The sequence below is a fragment of the Novosphingobium sp. genome (assembly GCF_041905565.1).
Classification (GTDB): domain Bacteria; phylum Pseudomonadota; class Alphaproteobacteria; order Sphingomonadales; family Sphingomonadaceae; genus Novosphingobium.
The window spans coordinates 19,329-39,033 of the sequence record NZ_JAYRKX010000024.1; the positions used below are offsets into that span (position 1 = coordinate 19,329).

At 67.4% G+C, this 19,705-nt stretch carries 17 protein-coding genes, 1 tRNA gene and 1 pseudogene; 9 read left to right on the top strand and 10 right to left on the bottom strand.

Going from position 1 to position 19,705, the window contains the following annotated elements; genetic code table 11:
• Positions 1-2: 2 nt before the first annotated feature.
• The 3 genes from ACE3N9_RS15340 to ACE3N9_RS15350 are packed head-to-tail and all read right to left on the bottom strand — an operon-like array spanning position 3 to position 3,040.
• Complete coding sequence (locus tag ACE3N9_RS15340) at positions 3-1,148, bottom strand: acyl-CoA dehydrogenase family protein (RefSeq protein ID WP_374285111.1); 1,146 nt, start codon at positions 1,146-1,148, stop codon at positions 3-5.
• Positions 1,145-1,537: a Rid family hydrolase gene (locus ACE3N9_RS15345; protein ID WP_374285113.1), complete on the bottom strand. Its 393-nt coding sequence runs from the start codon at positions 1,535-1,537 to the stop codon at positions 1,145-1,147. Before ACE3N9_RS15345 ends, ACE3N9_RS15340 begins: the two co-directional genes overlap by 4 nt.
• 3 nt (positions 1,538-1,540) lie before the next feature.
• Positions 1,541-3,040 (bottom strand): CoA-acylating methylmalonate-semialdehyde dehydrogenase, encoded by a 1,500-nt coding sequence (locus tag ACE3N9_RS15350; protein ID WP_374285114.1) that lies wholly within the window; start codon positions 3,038-3,040, stop codon positions 1,541-1,543.
• A gap of 92 nt (positions 3,041-3,132) precedes the next feature.
• Here ACE3N9_RS15350 and ACE3N9_RS15355 point away from each other — a divergent pair, with 92 nt between their 5' ends.
• From ACE3N9_RS15355 to ACE3N9_RS15370, 4 genes are all read left to right on the top strand, one after another.
• Entirely contained in the window at positions 3,133-4,053 is a 921-nt protein-coding gene (locus tag ACE3N9_RS15355; RefSeq protein WP_374285116.1) for a LysR family transcriptional regulator, read from the top strand.
• A 33-nt stretch (positions 4,054-4,086) separates the two neighbouring features.
• Entirely contained in the window at positions 4,087-4,635 is a 549-nt protein-coding gene (locus ACE3N9_RS15360; protein WP_374285118.1) for a hypothetical protein, read from the top strand.
• Between the two features lie 107 nt (positions 4,636-4,742).
• On the top strand, positions 4,743-5,363 hold the full coding sequence (locus ACE3N9_RS15365; protein ID WP_374285120.1) for a 6-phosphogluconolactonase: 621 nt from the start codon (positions 4,743-4,745) through the stop codon (positions 5,361-5,363).
• Positions 5,351-5,824 carry an NUDIX domain-containing protein gene (locus tag ACE3N9_RS15370; protein WP_374285122.1) on the top strand — a complete coding sequence of 158 codons (474 nt, stop codon included), beginning with the start codon at positions 5,351-5,353 and terminating at the stop codon, positions 5,822-5,824. Before ACE3N9_RS15365 ends, ACE3N9_RS15370 begins: the two co-directional genes overlap by 13 nt.
• Before the next feature lie 95 nt (positions 5,825-5,919).
• Here ACE3N9_RS15370 and dinB read toward each other — a convergent pair whose 3' ends face one another.
• A complete protein-coding gene (gene dinB, locus ACE3N9_RS15375) occupies positions 5,920-7,053 on the bottom strand; it encodes a DNA polymerase IV (RefSeq protein WP_374285124.1) in 1,134 nt (377 codons plus the stop codon).
• Positions 7,054-7,130: 77 nt separating this feature from the next.
• Between dinB and ACE3N9_RS15380 the strand changes: the two genes are divergently transcribed.
• Together ACE3N9_RS15380 and ACE3N9_RS15385 are read left to right on the top strand one after the other, a co-directional pair.
• Positions 7,131-8,399, top strand: coding sequence for a multidrug effflux MFS transporter (locus ACE3N9_RS15380; RefSeq protein ID WP_374285125.1), 1,269 nt, complete (start codon positions 7,131-7,133; stop codon positions 8,397-8,399).
• A complete protein-coding gene (locus ACE3N9_RS15385; RefSeq protein WP_374285127.1) occupies positions 8,399-9,871 on the top strand; it encodes a glycerol-3-phosphate dehydrogenase in 1,473 nt (490 codons plus the stop codon). The genes ACE3N9_RS15380 and ACE3N9_RS15385 overlap by 1 nt, the downstream gene beginning before the upstream one ends.
• On the opposite strand, the gene ACE3N9_RS15390 is transcribed toward ACE3N9_RS15385, so the two are convergent.
• Complete coding sequence (locus ACE3N9_RS15390; protein ID WP_374285129.1) at positions 9,868-11,391, bottom strand: acyl-CoA carboxylase subunit beta; 1,524 nt, start codon at positions 11,389-11,391, stop codon at positions 9,868-9,870. The genes ACE3N9_RS15385 and ACE3N9_RS15390 overlap by 4 nt on opposite strands.
• Before the next feature lie 44 nt (positions 11,392-11,435).
• Complete coding sequence (locus ACE3N9_RS15395; protein ID WP_374285132.1) at positions 11,436-13,328, bottom strand: biotin carboxylase N-terminal domain-containing protein; 1,893 nt, start codon at positions 13,326-13,328, stop codon at positions 11,436-11,438.
• A gap of 115 nt (positions 13,329-13,443) precedes the next feature.
• Here ACE3N9_RS15395 and ACE3N9_RS15400 point away from each other — a divergent pair, with 115 nt between their 5' ends.
• Positions 13,444-14,325, top strand: a complete 882-nt coding sequence (locus ACE3N9_RS15400; protein WP_374285134.1) for a cytochrome c family protein — start codon at positions 13,444-13,446, stop codon at positions 14,323-14,325.
• An 88-nt stretch (positions 14,326-14,413) separates the two neighbouring features.
• Here the strand turns inward: ACE3N9_RS15400 and ACE3N9_RS15405 are convergent, their stop codons facing one another.
• From ACE3N9_RS15405 to ACE3N9_RS15415, 3 genes are all read right to left on the bottom strand, one after another.
• Positions 14,414-15,073, bottom strand: a complete 660-nt coding sequence (locus tag ACE3N9_RS15405) for an RlmE family RNA methyltransferase (protein WP_374285137.1) — start codon at positions 15,071-15,073, stop codon at positions 14,414-14,416.
• The gene (locus tag ACE3N9_RS15410) at positions 15,070-16,302 is read right to left on the bottom strand and encodes a Ppx/GppA phosphatase family protein (protein ID WP_374285139.1); all 1,233 of its coding nucleotides are present in this window, start codon (positions 16,300-16,302) and stop codon (positions 15,070-15,072) included. Before ACE3N9_RS15410 ends, ACE3N9_RS15405 begins: the two co-directional genes overlap by 4 nt.
• Positions 16,303-16,396: 94 nt before the next feature.
• On the bottom strand, positions 16,397-17,848 hold the full coding sequence (locus ACE3N9_RS15415; RefSeq protein WP_374285141.1) for a helicase HerA domain-containing protein: 1,452 nt from the start codon (positions 17,846-17,848) through the stop codon (positions 16,397-16,399).
• Between the two features lie 137 nt (positions 17,849-17,985).
• Between ACE3N9_RS15415 and ACE3N9_RS15420 the strand changes: the two genes are divergently transcribed.
• Positions 17,986-18,059, top strand: a tRNA-Gln gene (locus ACE3N9_RS15420).
• Between the two features lie 118 nt (positions 18,060-18,177).
• Here ACE3N9_RS15420 and ACE3N9_RS15425 read toward each other — a convergent pair.
• Entirely contained in the window at positions 18,178-18,588 is a 411-nt protein-coding gene (locus tag ACE3N9_RS15425) for a hypothetical protein (RefSeq protein WP_374285144.1), read from the bottom strand.
• 68 nt (positions 18,589-18,656) lie between these two features.
• Between ACE3N9_RS15425 and ACE3N9_RS15430 the strand changes: the two are divergent.
• Positions 18,657-19,441 (top strand): annotated as a pseudogene (locus ACE3N9_RS15430) (transposase); the annotation flags it as partial.
• Positions 19,442-19,705: the final 264 nt, after the last annotated feature.

Below are 19,705 nucleotides of genomic sequence, written 5' to 3' on the forward strand. Positions count from 1 at the left end.
CCTTACTGGCGCAGCAGGTCGCGGCCAACGATCATCCGCATCACCTGGTTGGTCCCTTCGAGGATCGAATGGACGCGCAGGTCACGCCAGAAGCGCTCGATCGGATAGTCCTTCAAGTAGCCGTAGCCGCCGAACAGCTGCAGCGCCTTGTTGACCACTTCGCTACCGCTATCCGTGGCAAGGCGCTTGGCCATGGCGGAAAAGCGGCTCTTGTCGGGTGCATTGGCGCTGACCTTGCAGGCGGCCAGGTAAAGCAGGGCGCGCGCCGCTTCCAGATCGGTGGCCATATCGGCCAGCATGAACTGGGTGTTCTGGAAGTCGGCAATCGGCTGCCCGAACTGCTGGCGGTCCTTCGTGTAGGCCACCGCCTCGTCGAGGCAGCGCTGCGCCCCGCCAAGCGAGCAGGCGCCGATGTTGAGCCGTCCGCCGTCAAGGCCCGCCATGGCAAAGCGGAACCCTTCGCCTTCCGCGCCGACGCGGTTGGCCACCGGCACGCGGCAGTCCTCGAACACCACTTGCGCGGTCGGGCTGGCGTTCCACCCCAGCTTCTTTTCCGGCGCGCCGAACGACAGGCCGGGCGTGCCCTTTTCCACCACCAGGCAGGTGATCCCGCCCGACTTGTGTTCGCCGGTGCGGACCATGCAGACATAGACGTCGTTATAACCCGCGCCGGAAATGAACTGCTTGGTGCCGTTGAGGACGTAATGGTCCCCGTCAAGCCGCGCCGTGGTCTTGAGCGCTGCCGCGTCCGATCCCGAACCCGGTTCGGTCAGGCAGTAGGAGGCGATCTTTTCCATGGAGACCAGGTCCGGCAGGAACCGTTCCTTGAGCGCGTCCGACCCGTAGGTGTCGATCATCCACGCGGCCATGTTGTGGATCGAGATGTAGGCGCTCGTGGCCGGACAGCCATAGGCCATGGCTTCCATGATCAACGCGGCTTCCAGCCGTCCCAGGCCGATCCCGCCGCTCTCCTCGGACACATAGATCGCGCCGAAGCCCAGTTCGCCGGCGGCCTTCCACACGTCGACCGGATAGTGCGACTTCTCGTCCCATTCGGCGGCGAAGGGCGTGATGCGGTCGGCGGTGAACTTGCGCGCCATGTCCTGGATGGCAAGCTGGTCGGCAGTCAGGGCGAATTGGTCTGTCATGATTCGGTTCCTAGCACGGCTTCGGCCTCGATCTCGACCTTCCAGCGCGGATCGTACAGGGCGGCTATGCCAACCAGCGTGGCAGTGGGCCGCGCCGCGCGGCAATGGCGGGCGAAACTGGCGCTGACCGCATCCGCATCGGCCATGTCGGTCACGAATATCCGCACTCGCACCAGATCGAGCGCGGTTCCACCCATCTGGGCGATATGGTCCAGGATCAGGGCAAAGCAGCGATCGGCCTGGGCGGCGGCATCAGCAGCCACCGATCCATCGGCCTCGATCCCGACCGTGCCCGAAACCAGGATGCGGTTGTCCACCCGGATTGCCCGGGTGAAGCCGGTCTGTTCCTCGAACGGCGAACCCGGGGCGATCCGCTGGTGTCCGGGCATCGCTCAGCCCATCGTCGGGATGACGAAGGCGTTCGATCCGTCCCCGCCGCCATCGGGCCAGCGGGCGGTGATCTTCTTGAGCTTGGTCCAGAACTTCAGCCCTTCCATCCCATACTGGTCGGTGTCGCCAAAGCCCGAGCGTTTCCACCCGCCGAAGCTGTGATAGGCGACCGGCACCGGGATCGGCACGTTGATCCCGACCATCCCGACATTGACGCGGGCGGCGAATTCGCGCGCGGCGTGGCCGTTGCGGGTGAAGATCGCCACGCCATTGCCATACTGGTGCTGGCTGGGCAGACTGAGCGCTTCCTCGAAGTCCTTCGCGCGGACGATCTGCAGCACGGGGCCGAAGATCTCGTTGTGATAGCTGGACATGCCGGGGGTCACCCGGTCCAGCAGCGTCGGGCCCATGAAATAACCCTGTTCATGCCCCTGCAGCGTGAAGCCGCGGCCATCGATCACCAGCTCGCTGCCTTCGTCGACCGCGGTCTGGATCCAGCGTTCGATGCTGGCCTTGTGCTGGGCGGTGACGACCGGACCGTACTGCGCCTCGGGATCGCTGGAAATGCCGACCTTCAGCGCATGGATCGCGGGGATCAGCTTGGCCTTCAGGCGCTCGGCGGTGTCCTCGCCCACCGGCACCACCACCGGCAAGGCCATGCAGCGCTCGCCGGCCGAGCCGAAGGCCGCGCCGCACAGGTCGCCCACCACCTGATCCAGATCGGCGTCGGGCATCACGATCCCGTGGTTCTTGGCCCCGCCCATCGCCTGCACGCGCTTGCCGGCCGCCACCCCGCGCGAATAGACGTACTGGGCGATGTCGCTCGAGCCGACAAAGCTGACTGCCGAAATCGCCGGGTGATCGAGGATCAGGTCGACCATTTCCTTGTCGCCGTGGACCACCTGGAAGATGCCTTCGGGCAGGCCCGCCTCAAGCCACAGCTGCGCAATCCGCACCGGCACCGATGGATCGCGCTCGCTCGGCTTGAGGATGAAGGCATTGCCCACCGCCATGGCCATGGCCCCCATCCACAGCGGGATCATCGCCGGAAAGTTGAACGGGGTGATGCCAGCGCCGATCCCCAGCGGCTGGCGCAGCGAGGTCACGTCGATCCCCGGCCCGGCGCCGTGGGTGTAATCGCCCTTCAGCACATGCGGCAGGCCGCAGCAGAATTCGACCACTTCCAGCCCGCGCTGGATATCGCCCTTGCTGTCGGCCAGCACCTTGCCGTGTTCGGCGCTGAGCAGCGCGGCCAGCTCGTCCATGTTGCGTTCGACCAGGGCCTTGAATTCGAACATCACGCGGGCGCGGCGCTGCGGGTTCATCGCCGCCCAGGCGGGCTGCGCGGCCTGCGCGGCGGCTACCGCGCGGTCCAGCGCATCGGCCCCGCCCAGCACCACTTCGGCCTGCTGCTCGCCGTTGTTCGGGTCCATCACCGCGTGCTTGCGGGTGCTGGCCAGGCCAGCCGTGCCGCCGTGGATGAAATGATCGATCAAGCGCATGGCAGGGGTCCTCTCGATTCTGCTTGGCGAACAGCCCTGCCGCCAAATAGATGTGCAGGCAATGTGCAATTTTGCCGGATGGACATGCGAATATGCAGGGGACTGACTGGAGCGATCTGCAAGCCTTCCTGGCCATCGCCCGCGCCGGGCAGCTGAGCCGCGCAGGCCGGGCGATGGGGGTGGACGCCACGACCATGGGCCGCCGCCTGCGCCGACTGGAAGCGCGGCTGGGCGCGACCCTGTTCGAACAGACCCGCGAAGGCCAGGTCCTGACCGAAACGGGTGAGCGCCTGCTGGTCCAGGTCGAAGCCATGGCCCAGGCCTCCGGCTTGATCGGCGAAAGCAGCACCGCGGCGGGCGGGCCGCAATTGGCGGGCACGCTGCGGGTCAGCGTGTCGGAAGGGTTCGGCAGCTGGTTCCTGGCCCGGCTGATCCCCGAATTCGCGGTGCGCCATCCGGGGCTGACGCTGGACCTGGTGGCGAGCAGCGGCTTCCTCAGCCTGTCGAAGCGCGAGGCGGACATCGCGGTGATGCTGTCGCGGCCCAAGGCCGGGCCGATGCTGGCGCGCAAGCTGTCGGACTATGCGCTGCGGCTCTATGCCAGCCCGGCCTATCTGGCGGACTGCGGCACGCCCATACGGCCGGCGGACCTCGCCGGGAACCACCGTCTGGTCGGCTATATCCCGGACCTGATCTATGCCCCCGAGCTGCGCTATCTTGACGAGTTCCACCCCGGCCTGTCGCCGCAGCTGCGTTCGTCCAGCATCAATGCCCAGCACCAGTTGATCGCTGCCGGGGCGGGGATCGGGGCACTGCCGTGCTTCATCGGCGATGCCGATCCGGGGCTGGTGCCGGTGCTGCCGGTACGGCGGATCGAGCGTTCGTTCTGGCTGGTGACCCACCGCGATACGCACCAGCTGGCCCGGATCCGGGCGGGCAAGGACTGGATCCAGGCGGCGGTGCAGCAGCACCGCGAAGTGCTGCTGCCGCCGCTGCCGCCACCCGGCGCTTGACGGCGCGGCGCGCGGCGGGGCACTCAGGCGGGCATGTCCGGCTTTCTCTTTGCCTTGCTGGCGGTGTTCGTGGCCGGGATCGGCGCGCGCGATCAATTGCTGGTCGCGGCACTGGCCGCGCGCCACGGCATGCGGCCAATGGCGCTGGTCGTGGCGCTGCTGTGCGTGCTGGCCAGCGGCGCGCTGGCCGCGGCAATGGCCGGGCTGGCCTTGCCGAAAATGGGGCCGATCCAGCGCCAGATCTTCGCCGCGCTGGCGTTGGGGCTGGCGGGGATCGAAATGCTGTTTGCCCGCAAGACCCGCATTCCGGATGAACCCACCCATTCGCTGGGGGCTTTCGCGCTGGTGCTGTTCGCCCAGCAGTTGCTTGATGCGGCGCGGTTCCTGATCTTCGCCATTGCCGTTGCCACTGCCGCGCACGTTCCGGCGGCGCTGGGCGGGATGCTCGGCGGGGCGGGGGTGGTTTCGGCCGGGTGGCTGGCTTCGGACCAGCTCTTGTCCCGTAATCTCGCTCCGCTGCGCCGCGTGGTCGGCGCGCTGCTGCTGGCGTTGGCGGTATGGCTGGGGATCAGTGCGCGCTAACACGGTGCGGCCGAAATTACGAAATACTTTCGAAAAATTGAACTATTTCGGATGCATAGGATTGTATGGTGGTTCCCGTAGGGGAATTAACCTGTTACCGGCGCGTCATGTCGCAAGTTGAAATGATCGTGAATGCAGATGATCGGGCAGTTGCCGATTGGCTGCATGCGCGCTTGACTTTGGCCCTGGCCGCTTCGCCGGAGCGCGTGGCGATTACCCTGCCCGGCGGGTCAACCCCGTTCCCGATCCTGCGCCAGCTGGCTGAACTGGGACTGGACTGGTCGCGGATCGATGTCTGGCCGGGCGATGACCGCCTGGTTGCGGAAGATCACCCGGCCAGCAATGTCGGCCGGATCCGCGCCCTGCTCGAACCACTGGGCGCGCGGCTGGTGCCGCTGACCGAAGGGGCGCACCCGCCGCACTTCGCGCTGGCCTGGCTGGGCATGGGCGGCGATGGGCACATCGCCTCGCTGTTCCCCAATACTGATCCGCGCGCCGACGATCCGCGGGCCGTGCGCCGCCTGGTGCCCGATCCCCTGCCGCCCGAAGCGCCGTTTCCCCGCCTCAGCCTGACTATCCCCGCCCTGCTGGATAGCGACGCGGTGCTGTTCGTCATCCGCGGGGCGGACAAGCGCACCCTGTTCGAAGCGGCCCGGCGCGGTGAACATGATCTTCCGGTGGCCCGCCTGCTTGCCGCCGCACGCCAGCCAGTCACATGCTTCGCCTGATCCCGCCGCCGCTGCACCGCGCCGCCTATATCGTGGCGCACGAATTACGCCGCCGCTGGTGGCGGTTGGCCAAGCCGCGCCTGGTTGGCTGCCGGGTGCTGGCCTTTGACGGGGCAGGGCGCCTGCTGCTGGTGCGCCATTCCTATGGCAGCCGCCGCTGGATGCTGCCGGGCGGCGGTGTTGCCGCCAAGGAAAGCCCGCTGGCGGCCGCCTTGCGCGAGTTGGCCGAGGAAACGGGCTGTGACCTGCTCGATGCGCGCTCGGTCGCAATGGTCGATGAACCGCTTTATGGCACCACGAACCGCGTCCACGTGATCGGCGGGCGGGTCGAAGGGACCCCGCGCTGCGACGGCCGCGAAGTGATCGAGGTGGCCTTCTTCGACCCCGCCGGGCTGCCGGACGACATGGCCCCCGCCTTGCAGCGCAGCCTGCCGGACTGGGTCGCTGCCTTCGTCGGGTAACCGGCCTAGGGTCAGGACCCATAAACCGCGCCTTCTCTCCTCGCGACAGGCTATTTTGACTCAAACCTCGAAGGTGCGGTCTATGGGGCCTGACCCTAGAGCAGCGACAATTGCGCATCGCCGCCCACTGGCGGCGGGGCGGGCGCATCCTCATCGCCGTCCAGCTGCGACAGGGTCAGGCCCATCAGTCGGATCGGCTGGGCCAGGGGCAGCACCTCATCCAGCAGCGCATGAGCAATAGCCACAAATTCCGCGCGGCTGGCCACCGGCTGCGCGGTGGAGCGGGCGCGGGTCAGGTTTGAAAAGTCGGCGTGCTTCAGTTTCAGCGTCACGGTGCGGCCCTGGGCAGCGCTACGCTCGAGCCGATCCCACGTGATGGCGATGATCTTTTCCAGTGTGGCGCGCAGTTCCGTGCCGCTGGAAATGTCGCGGGCAAAGGTGCGTTCCGCCCCCAAGGACTTGCGCGGCCGGTTGGCCTTGACCCGGCGCAGGTCAATCCCGCGTGCCGCGCGGTACAGGTAATCGGCCTGGCTGCCGAAGTGCTGGCGCAGGAAATCGATGTCTTTCGCCGCCAGGTCGGCCCCGGTCTCGATCCCCAGCGCGGCCATCTTTTCTGCGCCGCGCGGGCCGATCCCGAAGAACCGCCGCACCGGCAGGCCGGCCACGAAGCGCGCCCCTTCGCCCGGGCGGATCACGCACGTCCCGTCGGGCTTGTTCTGGTCGCTCGCCAGCTTGGCGAGGAACTTGTTGTAGGACACTCCGGCGCTGGCGGTCAGCCCGGTTTCGGCCTTGATCCGGGCGCGGATCAGCTGCGCGATGCGGGTGGCGGAACCGATGCCCTTGCTGTCCTCGGTCACATCAAGGAACGCCTCGTCCAGGCTGAGCGGTTCGACCAGCGGGGTGTAATCAAGGAAGATCTCGCGGATCTGGCGCGACACGGCGGTGTAGACGTCAAAGCGCGGGCGGCGAAAGATCAGGTCCGGGCACAGCCGCCGCGCCGTGACCGATGGCATCGCCGAACGGCAGCCGAACCGCCGTGCTTCATACGAACAGGTGGTCAGCACCCCGCGCGGACCATCGCCGCCCACTGCCACCGGCTTGCCCCGAAGGGCAGGTTCGTCGCGCTGTTCGACGCTGGCATAGAACGCGTCCATGTCGACATGGATCACCTTGCGCAGTCCCTGGACCGGCTCGGGGCCATCGTCGCTGTCGTTTGGGGGCGGTGCCATGGCGGGCAGTCTAGGCGCGCGCTATGCATACGAAAAGAGACTCGCCAATGCCGCGCGGTGGCGGCATGGAGGGTGCCATGCCAACCGCGCCTGAACAGACCGCGCCGACCCGCATCGGCGAGCGCGAATTCATTGCCCTGATGGCGATGATGATGGCGATGCAGGCGCTGTGCATCGATGCCATGCTGCCGGCCTTGGGCGCGATCGCGCAGGACCTGCGTGTGGCCGATCCGAACAGCCGGCAACTGGTGGTGGGGGTGTTCCTGTTCGCCGCCGGGTTCGGCGCACTGGTGCCGGGCGCGCTGGCTGATCGCTATGGCCGGCGGCCTGTGCTGATGGGCTGTTTCGCCGGTTTCGTGCTGCTGGCGCTGGCCTGCGCGCTCGTGACAGATTTTACGACGCTGCTGGTGCTGCGCGCGCTGCACGCCATTACCAGTGCCGGGCTGGCAGTGCTGCCCGGCGCGATCATCCGCGACCGCTTCGGCGGGGACCGCATGGCGCGGATGATGTCGGTCATCACCGTGGTGTTCATGGTCGTGCCGATGATCGCCCCGTCCTATGGCCAGGCGGTGCTGCTGGTGGCGGGGCGGCGCTGGATCTTCGGCGGGATGGCAGTGATGGGGCTGGCGGTCGGCCTGTGGACGTTCCTGCGCCTGCCCGAAACGCTGCGCCCGGAATATCGCCAGCTGATCGCGGCGCGCACCATCGCGGCCAACATGGCCGAGGCGGCGACCGATCGCGGCGCGATGGGCTATGTCGTGGGCGGGGCGCTGCTTTCGGGCGCACTGTTCGGCTACATCAATTCCTCGCAGCAACTGATCGGCGAACATTTCGGCGCGGGTGAGCGGTTCCCGCTGCTGTTCGCGCTGATGGCCGGGGGCATGGCCTTCGCCAATTTCTTCAACTCGCGGATCGTCGAACGCTTCGGCGCGCGGCGGGTCAGCCACGCGGCGCTGCTGGCCTATATCGTCATGGCCACCTTGCAGGTGATCCAGGCCAATTCGCCACACGAAACGCTGTGGCAGTTCATTCCGCTGATGGGCCTCAACATCTGCCTGATGGGCTTCATTGGCGCCAACTTCGGCTCGATCGCGCTGCAACCTTTTGCGCGGATCGCCGGGGCGGCCAGCTCGTTCCAGGCGTTCCTGCGCATGGCGCTCGGCTCGCTGCTCGGCGGGCTGATCGGGCAGGCCTATGATGGCAGTGCCCGGCCGCTGGCTGCGGCGCTGCTGGCCAGCGGACTGGCCGCGCTGGCGCTGGTGCTGTTCAGCGAAAAGGGCGTGCTGTTCCGCGGCCTCAACCCGCCTGGTGCGCAGCGGCCGCTGCCGGAACCGGACGCGATCTGATGGACCAGCAGATGTTCGATGTGGCCGTGATCGGCGGCGGGGTGAACGGCGCGGGGATTGCCCGCGATGCCGCCGGGCGCGGCGCGCGGGTGTTGCTGCTGGAAGCGGGCGACCTGGCGCAGGGCACCAGCTCTGCCTCGACCAAGCTGATCCACGGCGGCTTGCGCTATCTTGAGCATTACGAATTTTCGCTGGTGCGCGAGGCGCTGACCGAGCGCGAGGCCCTGTGGCAAATCGCGCCGCACATCATCCACCCGCTGCGTTTCGTGCTGCCGCATGTCAAAGGCCTGCGCCCGCGCTGGCTGCTGCGGCTGGGGCTGTTCCTTTATGACCATATCGGCGGCCGCAAGCGCCTGCCCGCCACCCGCAGCATCGACCTGCACCGCCATCCTGCCGGCGGACCCTTGAAAGGCGAATTCGGCCCGGCCTTCGAATATTCGGACGGCTGGGTGGACGATGCCCGGCTGGTCGTGCTGAACGCCATGGACGCCGCCGAACACGGCGCAGACGTGCGCACCCGCAGTCCGGTCACTGCCGCGCGGCGTGAAGGGGCGCACTGGGTGATCGATACGCCCACCGGCAGCTTCCGCGCCGCCGCGCTGGTCAATGCGGGCGGGCCGAAGGTGCTCGAAGTCGAAGGTCTGGTCGGCGAAAAGCCGGATCACGCCATGCGGTTGGTGCGCGGCTCGCACATCGTGGTGCGCAAGCTGTTCGACCACCCCTATGCCTATTTCTTCCAGCTGCCCGACGGGCGCATCTTCTTCGCCATTCCGTACGAGCGCGAGTTCACCCTGATCGGCACCACCGATGCCGACCAGCAGCCCGGCGAACCGATCGCGGCGAGCGAGGCCGAGATCGAATACCTCTGCGCCGGGGCCAGCACCTATTTCCGCACGCCGATCACCCCGGCTGACGTGGTCTGGACCTATTCGGGCGTGCGCCCGCTGGTTGACGATGGCTCTGGTCGGCCCGAGGCGGCGACGCGCGGCTACCGGCTCGACCTGTCCGAGGCGGAGCGCGGCGCGCCGCTGCTGTCGGTCTATGGCGGCAAGATCACCACCTATCGCCACCTCGCTGAAGATGCGGTGGACCTGCTGGCCGGCCGCCTGCCCGCGCTGTCCGGCCCGGCCTGGACCACGACGCGGCCCTTGCCCGGCGGCGATTTCGCGATCGACGGGCTGGCGCAGCAGATGGCGGACCTTGCCGCGCGCTATCCGTTCCTTGATCCCGCCACGGTGGACCGGATCGCCCGCGCCTATGGCACCCGGGCGGAACGCTGGCTCGATGGCGCGCCGGGCTGGCAGGCGCTGGGCCGGGATTTCGGCGCGGGGCTGACCCAGGCCGAACTCGATTACCTGCGCGCCGCCGAATGGGCGGTCAGCGCGGACGATGTGCTGTGGCGCCGCACCAAGCTGGGCCTGCGGCTGAGCGCCGAACAGCGCGCCGCCGTCGAAGCCTATCTCGCCAGTTAGGCCGCGCCCAGCGCCCGCCAGGCCAGATCCGCGAATTCGCACAGCAGGGGGCGGGTTTCGCGCGGGTCGATGATGTCCTCGATCCCGAACTTTTCCGCCGTGCGGAACGGGCTGCGCACCCGGTTAAGCCGTTCGCGGATCGCCTCGAGATGGGCCTGCGGGTCTTCCGCCGCCTCGATCTCGCTCTTGTAGGCCACCTCGATCCCGCCTTCGATCGGCAGGCTGCCCCAGTCGCCGCTGGGCCAGGCGAAGCGGTACTGGAACGCCTCGGCATTGCTCATCGCGCTGCCGGCGATGCCATAGGCGCGGCGGATGACGACGCAGCACAGCGGTACGGTGGCCTTGTAGATCGCGTTCATCGCCTGCACGCCATAGCGGATAGTGCCCGCGCTTTCGGCGGCATAGCCAATCATGAAGCCGGGATTGTCGACCAGGTGGACCACCGGCAGGCGGAACTGGTCGGCCAGCTTGATGAAGCGTTCGACCTTTTCGCTGGTGCGCGCTTCCCACGAACCGCCCAGATAGCTGGGATCGCTCGCCACCACCGCGACCGGCCAGCCATCCAGCCGGGCAAAGGCGGTAATCGCGGCGCGGCCCCACATCCGGCCCATTTCGAACACCGAACCCTGGTCGAACACCGCGCCCAGCAGCTTGCGCATCGAATAGACCTGCTTGGGATCGCGCGGGACGAGATCCACCAGGCTCTGCTCGCGCCGGTCGACCGGATCGCTGGGGGCGAGGCGCGGGGCATGCTGGCCAACGTGGCTGGGTAGGTAGGACAAGAACCGCCGCGCCGTGGCAAAGGCTTCGGCCTCGCTGGCGACTTCCTCGTCGACCACGCCGTTGCGGGTGTGGATCACGCTGCCGCCCAGCGATTCCTTGTCGCTGGCTTCCCCGATCGCCTCGACCACGGCGGGTCCGGCGGCGAACAGCTGCGACAGGCCCTTGACCATGATCGAATAGTGGCTGGCCACCACCCGCGCCGCGCCCAGCCCCGCCGTGGGACCAAGGGCCAGCGCGACCACCGGCACCGTCTCCAGGTTCTTGACGATCTCGCCCCAGCCGGGCGTGGCGGGGACATAAGTCGCGCCGATTTCCTCCAGCGTCTTGACCGATCCGCCGCCGCCAGTGCCGTCGATCATGCGGATCAGCGGGAGCTTCAGCGTGTGGGCCATCTGTTCGCACTGCACGAACTTGCGGTGGATCGCCGCATCCGCCGCGCCGCCGCGCACGGTGAAATCGTCGGCGCTGGCCACCACCGGGCGGCCTTCGATATTGGCGCGGCCGAACACCAGGTTGCTGGGCGCCAGGTCCAGCAGTTCGCCATCCGGGCCATAGCTGCCTTTGCCCGCGATCTTGCCGATTTCCCGGAACGAGCCGGGATCGACCAGCCCCTTGATCCGCGCCCGCGCATCCAGTTTGCCGCGGCTATGCTGGCGGGCGACCTTTTCCGCGCCGCCCATTTGCTCGGCCAGCTTGCGCCGTCTGCGCAGTTCCTCAACTTCCGGCTTCCAGCTCACTTGCCTCTCCCTGCCCCTCCGCCTGCCCGTGCCGACAGGTCGGCCTATTCCTTGTCGGCCTCGACCACGATCAGCAGCGCTTCGACCTGGACCTGCGCCCCGGCCACCGCTTCCAGCCGGGTCACCGTGCCATCGAACGGCGCGGCCATGGCGTGTTCCATCTTCATCGCTTCCAGCACCAGCAGGCGCTGGCCCTTGGTCACGCGGTCACCGTCGCTCACGTCCACCGCGATCACCTTGCCCGGCATCGGCGCCAGGATCGCGCCGTCGCCGGCGCTGCTGCCGGGGCGCGGGCGCGGGGCATGGAACGTGAAGATCCGGCCCTGGCCGCGCTCGGTCACGGCCACGCTGTCAGCCCCGACCATGTCGCTGCGCAGCGCAGGAGCCGCCGCCGAATCGCCCAGCGCCATGTGCCCGCCCGACCACAGCGCGATTCTCTCCTCCGGCGCGCGGTTCAGGCGAAAGCCGAACAATCCCTGGCGAAAGGCGCGGGCCTGGCCGCTGGCGTGCCAGCCCAGCCAGTCGCGCCGCAGCCGCGCGGCAGCCGCATCAGCGGCGGCCTGGCCGGGCGCTTCGGCCGGGATCAGGGCCTCGCCCTTGCGCGCGATCAGCCCGGTATCAACCCGGCCCGCCGCGAAATCCGCATCGGCCAGGCATTCGTAAAGGAAGCCCTTGTTGGTGGTCAGCGGGGCGACGAAGCTGTCGTCCAGCGCTTCCATCAGTTGCAGCCGTGCTTCGTCGCGGCTGGCGCCGTGGGCGATCAGCTTGGCGATCATCGGATCGTAGAACGGGCTGATCGCATCGCCCTGTTCCACCCCGCTATCGATTCGCACCCGGGCCGAGAGCCACAGCTGGTCAAGCGCGCCGGTAGCCGGGAGGAAGCCCTTGCCCGGGTCCTCGGCATAGAGCCGCGCCTCGATCGCATGGCCGGCCAGCACGATTTCGTCCTGCGCCAGCGGTAGCGGCTCGCCAGCGGCAACGCGCAATTGCCATTCGACCAGGTCCACCCCGGTCACCGCTTCGGTCACCGGGTGTTCCACCTGCAGGCGGGTGTTCATTTCCATGAACCACACCCGGTCGGGGCGCAGCCCTTCGCTCGCGTCGGCGATGAATTCGATCGTGCCTGCGCCCTGGTAGTTCACCGCGCGCGCCGCCTGCACCGCCGCTGCGCAGACTGCCTCGCGGGTGGATGCGTCCATGCCGGGGGCGGGGGCTTCCTCGATCACCTTCTGGTGGCGGCGCTGCAGCGAACAGTCGCGCTCATACAGGTGGACGACGTTTCCTTGGACATCGCCGAACACCTGCACTTCGATGTGGCGGGGGGAGAGGATGTATTTCTCGATCAGCACCTGATCGTTGCCGAAACTGGCCGCCGCCTCGCGCTGGCAGGATTGCAGCGCCTCGGCAAAATCGGCCGCGGCGTCGACCTTGCGCATCCCCTTGCCGCCGCCGCCGGCAACGGCCTTGATCAGCACCGGATAGCCGATCGCGTCGGCTTCGGCCCGAAGCCGCGCCGGGTCCTGGTCTGCCCCCATGTAGCCCGGGGTGACCGGCACGCCGGCCTGCTGCATCAGCGCCTTGGCCGCGTCCTTCAGCCCCATCGCCTCGATGCTTTCGGGGCGCGGGCCGACCCAGATCAGCCCGGCGGCGATCACCGCGCGGGCGAACTCGGCGTTTTCCGACAGGAAGCCGTAGCCGGGGTGAATCGCCTCGGCCCCGCTGTGCAGCGCGGCTTCGATGATGCGCTGGCCCACCAGGTAGCTTTCGCGGGCCGGGGACGGGCCGATGTGGACCGCCATGTCCGCCGCGCGGACGTGCGCGGCGCGGGCATCGGCATCGGAATGAACGGCCACGGTGCGAATCCCGAGGCTGCGCGCCGTGCGGATGATCCGGCAGGCGATTTCGCCACGATTGGCGATCAAAAGCGATGAAAACATGGGGACACTGGCTAGGCGGGATTGGCCAAGCCCGCAATGCCCCTTGCGCAAGGGCCAGAGCCTGACTAGAGCGGCCCGCAAATTTGCGCGTGATCCACCCAACGGGGCAACATTCATGTCTGATCGCTTCAATACCATCGCCGGCTGGACGCTGTTTTCGGGCATCATTGCCCTCGGTTTTTCCAGCTTGAGCGGGCACTACTTCCGCGCCGACAAGCACAACCGCCCGGAAAAGATGGGCTTCGCGATCGAAGGCGTCGCCGAAGAAGGTGAAGGCGGTGCGGCCGCGACCCCGATCGAGGCGCTGCTCGCCACGGCCGACGTCGCCAAGGGCGAAGCCTCGTTCAAGAAGTGCGCCGCGTGCCACACCGCCAACCAGGGCGGTGCTGCCGGGATTGGCCCGAACCTTTACGGTGTGCTGGGCAAGGGCGTGGCCGGAGGTGGCTTTGCCTATTCCGACGGCCTCAAGGCCAAGGGCGGCAATTGGGACTGGGCGACCATGAACGCCTGGCTGACCAACCCCAAGGCTTTCGCCAATGGCACCAAGATGAGCTTCGCGGGCCTGTCCGACGCGCAGGAACGCGCCAACGTCATGGTCTACCTCAACTCGCTCGGCTCGAACCTGCCGCTGCCGGCTGTCCCGGCCGCTGCCGCTGCTCCCGCTGGCGGTGAAGCTGAAGCCGCTGCCGTGGTCGGCGATGCCGCCAAGGGCGAGCAGAGCGCCAAGAAGTGCGCCGCATGCCACACCTTCAATGCCGGTGGTGCGAGCGGGATCGGTCCGAATCTGGCTGGCGTGGTCGGCAAGGGCGTGGCCGGGGGCAGCTTTGCCTATTCCGACGCGCTCAAGGGCAAGGGTGGCACCTGGGACGATGCCACGCTGGATGCCTGGCTGAAAAACCCCAAGGCGTTCGCCGCCGGCACCAAGATGACCTTTGCCGGGATCAGCGACGCCCAGGAACGCGCCAACATCATCGCCTACCTGAAGACCGCCAAGTAAGCGCGGCTTTCAGGCGAAATGAACAGGGGCGGGGCCGCAAGGCTCCGCCCCTTTCGTTTATGCTGTGGGGGAAACGGCGGGCCTGCGTTCAGCCTTTGAAGCCTTGCGCGATCACGTACCATTCGGACGAATCCTTGCGGCTCGCTGGCGGCTTGGCGTGCTTCACGCTGGTAAAGTGCTTCTTCAGCAGTGCCAGCAGATCGGTATCGGTGCCCCCGGCCAGCACCTTCGCCACGAAAGCTCCGCCCGGGGCCAGATGCTCGATTGCGAAGTGGGCGGCGGTTTCGACCAGGCCCATGGTGCGCAGGTGGTCGGTCTGCTTGTGGCCCACGGTGTTGGCGGCCATGTCCGAAATCACCAGGTCGGGCGCGCCGTCCAGCGCCCCGGCCAGCGCTGCGGGCGCCTCGTCGGCCATGAAGTCCATCTCGAAGATCGTCACGCCCTCGATCGGCTCGGTCGGCAACAGGTCGATCCCGACCACGGCGGCCCGGGGATTCAGCTTGCGCACCACCTGGCTCCACCCGCCCGGCGCGATCCCCAGGTCGACCACCCGGGTCGCCTTGCGAATCAGGGCGTATTTCTCGTCCAGCTCGATCAGCTTGAAGGCGGCGCGGCTGCGCCAGCCGGCAGCCTTGGCCTGCTTGACGTAAGGATCGTTGAGCTGGCGCTGCAGCCACCGCGACGAACTGGCGGTGCGGCCCTTGGCCTTGCGCAGGCGGGTATTGGCGGTTGGTGCGCCGCGGGTCATTGGGCAGCTTCCCTTTTCATGCGGCGCAGCGCGGCGCGGGTGCGCTCGCCTGCGCCTTCGGCGCTCATCAGTCCGCGCAGGATACCTTCGCGGATACCGCGATCGGCCACCCCCAGCCGGTCAGCCGGCCACAGGTCGAGAATCGTTTCCAGGATGGCACAGCCGGCCACCACCAGGTCGCTGCGTTCGCGCCCGATGCAGGGCTGGGCGCGGCGCTGATCCGGGGTCATCGCCGCCAGCCCGGAACTGATCGCGCGCATTGCCGTGGCGGGCACGATCAGCCCGTCCACCGCGCGCCGATCGTACTGCGGCAGATCGAGGTGCACGCTGGCCAGCGTGGTCACCGTGCCGCTGGTGCCCAGCAGCCGCAGCGACGGGCCGGACTGGTGCCCTTCCAGAGCCTCGGCGATCCGCTCGGCAAAGGGAGCCAGGCTGCCGCGCACCAGGCTGCGCATGTGTTCATAGCGCGCGGCGCGGCCAACCTGGTCCTCGGGCTCGTGGCCGCAGGTCTCGGTCAGCGAGACCACCCCCCACGGCACCGATTGCCAATCGCGGATGCGCGGCACCTGGCCGCCTTCGCTGTCAACCAGCACCAGTTCGGTCGATCCGCCGCCGATGTCGAAGATCATCGCCGGGCCATCGCCCGCTTCCAGCAGCAGGTGGCAGCCCAGCACCGCCAGCCGCGCTTCTTCCTTGGCGCTGATGATGTCGAGCCGGATGCCGGTTTCGGCGTGGACCCGGTCGATGAATTCGGGGCCGTTTTCGGCCCGGCGGCAGGCCTCGGTCGCGACCGAACGGGCGAGGTGGACATTGCGTCGCCGCAGCTTGTCGGCGCAGACCTGCAAGGCCCCCAGCGCGCGGTCCATCGCCGTCTGGCTCAGCCGGTTGGTCTGCGCCAGCCCTTCGCCCAGCCGCACCACGCGGCTGAAGGCGTCGATCACCACGAAGTTCTCGCCCGCCGGGCGCGCGATCAGCAGGCGGCAATTGTTGGTGCCCAGATCGATTGCGGCAAAGGCGGGCTTGTGCTGGATCGGGCGCTGAAACGCGCCGCCGCGCCCATCGGCAGGGCCCGTGCCCTGGGCAGCCTTGCCGGGTCGGCCAGCCGGCCGGCGCGAGGGGGAATCGGGGGAAGATCGGCGGGGCGAGGCGTTGCTGCGCCGCTCCTGCTGTCTGTCCTGCCCGCTAACCGCCTCCTTGTCGCGCACTGCCGGCGGAAGGTCTTCCGCCATGTTACACACACTCTTTATCGTTTTCCCGCCAAGCGTGGCGAGTACCTGACACCAGATTAGGCGCGAATGGCCCGGGCGGCAAGGGTGCGTGCGTTTACGCTTCGACCGCGGCGCTGGTCAGGCCCAGCTGCGGGATCGTCACGGTGCGGCGCCCGCCGAAGTCGGTGCGCATCACGATCAGTCCCTGGCGCTCGAAATTGTCGAGCAGGCGGCGGATGCGCCCGGCCGAATGGGTGCCATAGACCTGGGCCAGCGCCTCGTCGTCGGGGCAGGGCTGGCCATCCTGCGCGGCGCGGGCGAGCAGCAGGAACGGCGCCAGCAGGTCTTCGGGCACGGCGCGGGCCAGGCCCAGGATCTCGGCCCAGCGGGGGTCTGCCGGATCGCCGATCCCGGCCAGCGCCATGGCGAAGCGGCGGCGGAACTGGGTCACGTCCAGCCCGCCGGCGCGCAGGCGGCGCATCCGGCAGCGCACGGTGAAGTCCTGGAACAGTTCGGCCGGGGCGATGAAGGTGCAGCCCGGCTCCTCTGCCATTTCCAGCAGCACTTCGCCGATCACCGCATCCGCATCGGGGGCATCGGGATCGGGCACGGCATCGGCCAGACAGACTTCCTCGATTCGTTCGATCAGCAGGTCGGCGCTGGGCGGGGGCGGCGGGGCGGGCGCGGCCAGCGGCAATTCGCGCGCTTCCTCCTCCCACGGGGAATGGAGCAGCGCGTGCAGGTCCTCGCGCGGGACTTCGGGCAGCGGGGCCAGCCCATGCGCGACCGCGCGGGTGCCGGTCTGGACCGAGCCGATCCGCACGGCCACCGGGCGGCGGCTGATCGCCGGACCCAGCCCCAGGAAGTGCCCGCGTTCGAGATCGCGGATCTGTTCGGCCTGCCGTCGTTCCATCCCCAGCAGGTCGGCGGCGCGGGCCATGTCGATGTCGAGGAATGTGCGCCCCATCAGGAAGTTCGAGGCTTCGGCCGCGACGTTCTTGGCCAGCTTGGCCAGGCGCTGGGTGGCGATCACCCCGGCCAGACCGCGCTTGCGCCCGCGGCACATCAGGTTGGTCATCGCCGAAAGCGACAGGCGGCGCACTTCGTCGGTCACGTCTCCGGCGGCGGCGGGGGCAAACAGCTGCGCCTCGTCCACTACCACCAGCGCGGGATACCACTGATCGCGCGGGGCATCGAAAAGCGCATTGAGGAACTGCGCGGCGCAGCGCATCTGTGCTTCGATTTCCAGCCCGTCGAGCGCGAGCACCACCGAGGCGCGGTGCTGGCGAATCCGCGCCGCCAGCTGGCCGATCTCGCTTGCGGCATAGGCGGCGGCATCGATCACCACGTGGCCGAACGGTTCGGCCAGGGTGACGAAATCGCCTTCGGGGTCGATCACCACCTGCTGGACGATTCCCGCGCTCTCTTCCAGCAGCCGGCGCAGCAGGTGCGACTTGCCCGACCCACTGTTGCCCTGAACCAGCAGGCGCGTCGCCAGCAGTTCCTCGATATCGATGCTGACAGTTGCTCCGGCCGGGCCGGAGCCGATGATGATCGGGGCGCTCACCCGCCTGTCCATAGGAACCGCGCGGCCCCCAACCAAGGCGGCGGCGCGATTTATCCAGAGCTTGCAGGCCCTGAGCGCTTTGGCCCACGAATCAGCTTGACCCTTCCCGACCCGCTGGTTAGAGGCGCCCCCTCTGCTGCCCCGTCGTCTAATGGTAAGACTACGGATTCTGATTCCGTCTATCGAGGTTCGAATCCTCGCGGGGCATCCATATTTCGCCGAATAGTATAATAAAACCAGGCGATTGCTGTGCCAGGGCTTGTAGTGCCCCCCACATTTATCCCCACATTGCGCTTCGGCGAACGGAAGTCAGCTGGGCACACCTCCCTTTAGCCGCCTTCCTTTTCGCCCCAGCCAAGGTCTTGAACGTCGACTCGCCAGGGGCGGTCGAGTGCTAGCTTTATAACCTCGTCCATGATCGCAGCAGTCAGGGCTTGCGGATATATCCCGACTGGCGGATCACCGACGACCTCAATGGGGGCGCCACATTGTCCCCAGCAACAATAGAATGTGAGAAGGGTCGCCTCGGACGTATCGGGTTCGTCCACCACCTTCATTAAATGCGGTGCAAAGGTCGCCGTCCAGGCTGATTCAAGCAATGGCTTCGGACCGCGATTCTGATCCAAACAGTAGTTATCCCATAGCGTCTTGGCATCCTCACCGCCTTCGAGCTCCAAGCAGGGCGGCGACTTCTGAATTTGAGAAATAACGTCAAAGGGCAGACGTTCGAAGCGCGCCACGGTGACCTGCCCCCCCCGAAAGTTCCCTCATTCTGATCTAGAGTCTGCCATGATAAGGAACAGACGTAATGAGGAAGAGCCGTTTCACCGAGGCGCAGATTATCGGGAGGATAAAGGAGCAGGAGACCGGGCTTCCGACTGTGGATGTTTGCCGCAAGCATAGGCTGAGCACGGCGACGTTTTACAAATTGACGGCGAAGTACGGCGGCCTGGAATTTGCGGATGCACCCCGCTTACGCCAGCTTGAAGATGAGAATGGTCGGCTCAAACGCCTGTTGGCTGACAGCATGCTCGGCAATGTGATTCTCAAGGACCTGTTGGGAAAAGTCTGACGACGCCAGTCCAGCGGCGGGATGCGGTGTTGCGGGTGTTGCGTGATTACGAGATCTTGCAGCGCCGGGCCTGCGGGCGGATTGGTGTCGATCCCAAGGCGGTCCGGCGCGAACGCCCACCAGACCACAATGTCATTCCCAATGCCATGAAGGCGGTCGCCGGCAAGCGCCGTCGTTTTGGCTATCGCCGGATCGGTGTCATGCTGGAGCGCCAGGGGATGATCATGAACCACAAGAGGCGCTGCCGGCTGTACCGGGAGGAGGGTCTGTCGGTCCGCCGTCGGCGTGGTCGCAAACGGGCACGGGGTAGCCGGACGCCGATGCCCTTGCCGCGGCGCCCTGGCGAACGCTGGTCGATGGACTTTGTGTCGGACACCTATGGTGCGTCGCGCAAGGGCAGAATTTTGGCGATCAATGATGATTGCTGCCGGGAGAACCTGTGTCTGGCGGCAGGCACCAGCATCTCCGGTGCCCGGGTAGCGCGTGAACTCGACCCGTTGGTGCGCCTTCTCGCCAACCCTCAGCTGTGTCGCCAGCCTGCCCTTGTCGAGTGGCATGAGCTGTGCCGTGAGAAGCGCCGCATATGCATGTGCGCGAAAGGAGGTTTGAAAATGATTCAAAAGCTCCTTGACGAATCACTCCGACCCTTACATATGGCCGTCACCGGACGGGAACGCTGCTTCAACGGCAAGAACGCTCTGGTCGCCGACATAGACGGGCAACAAGTCCCCCGAGGTTTAAAATCGGGGAACACTGGTTGTCCGCGTTAGATTGTTGGCGGCTCT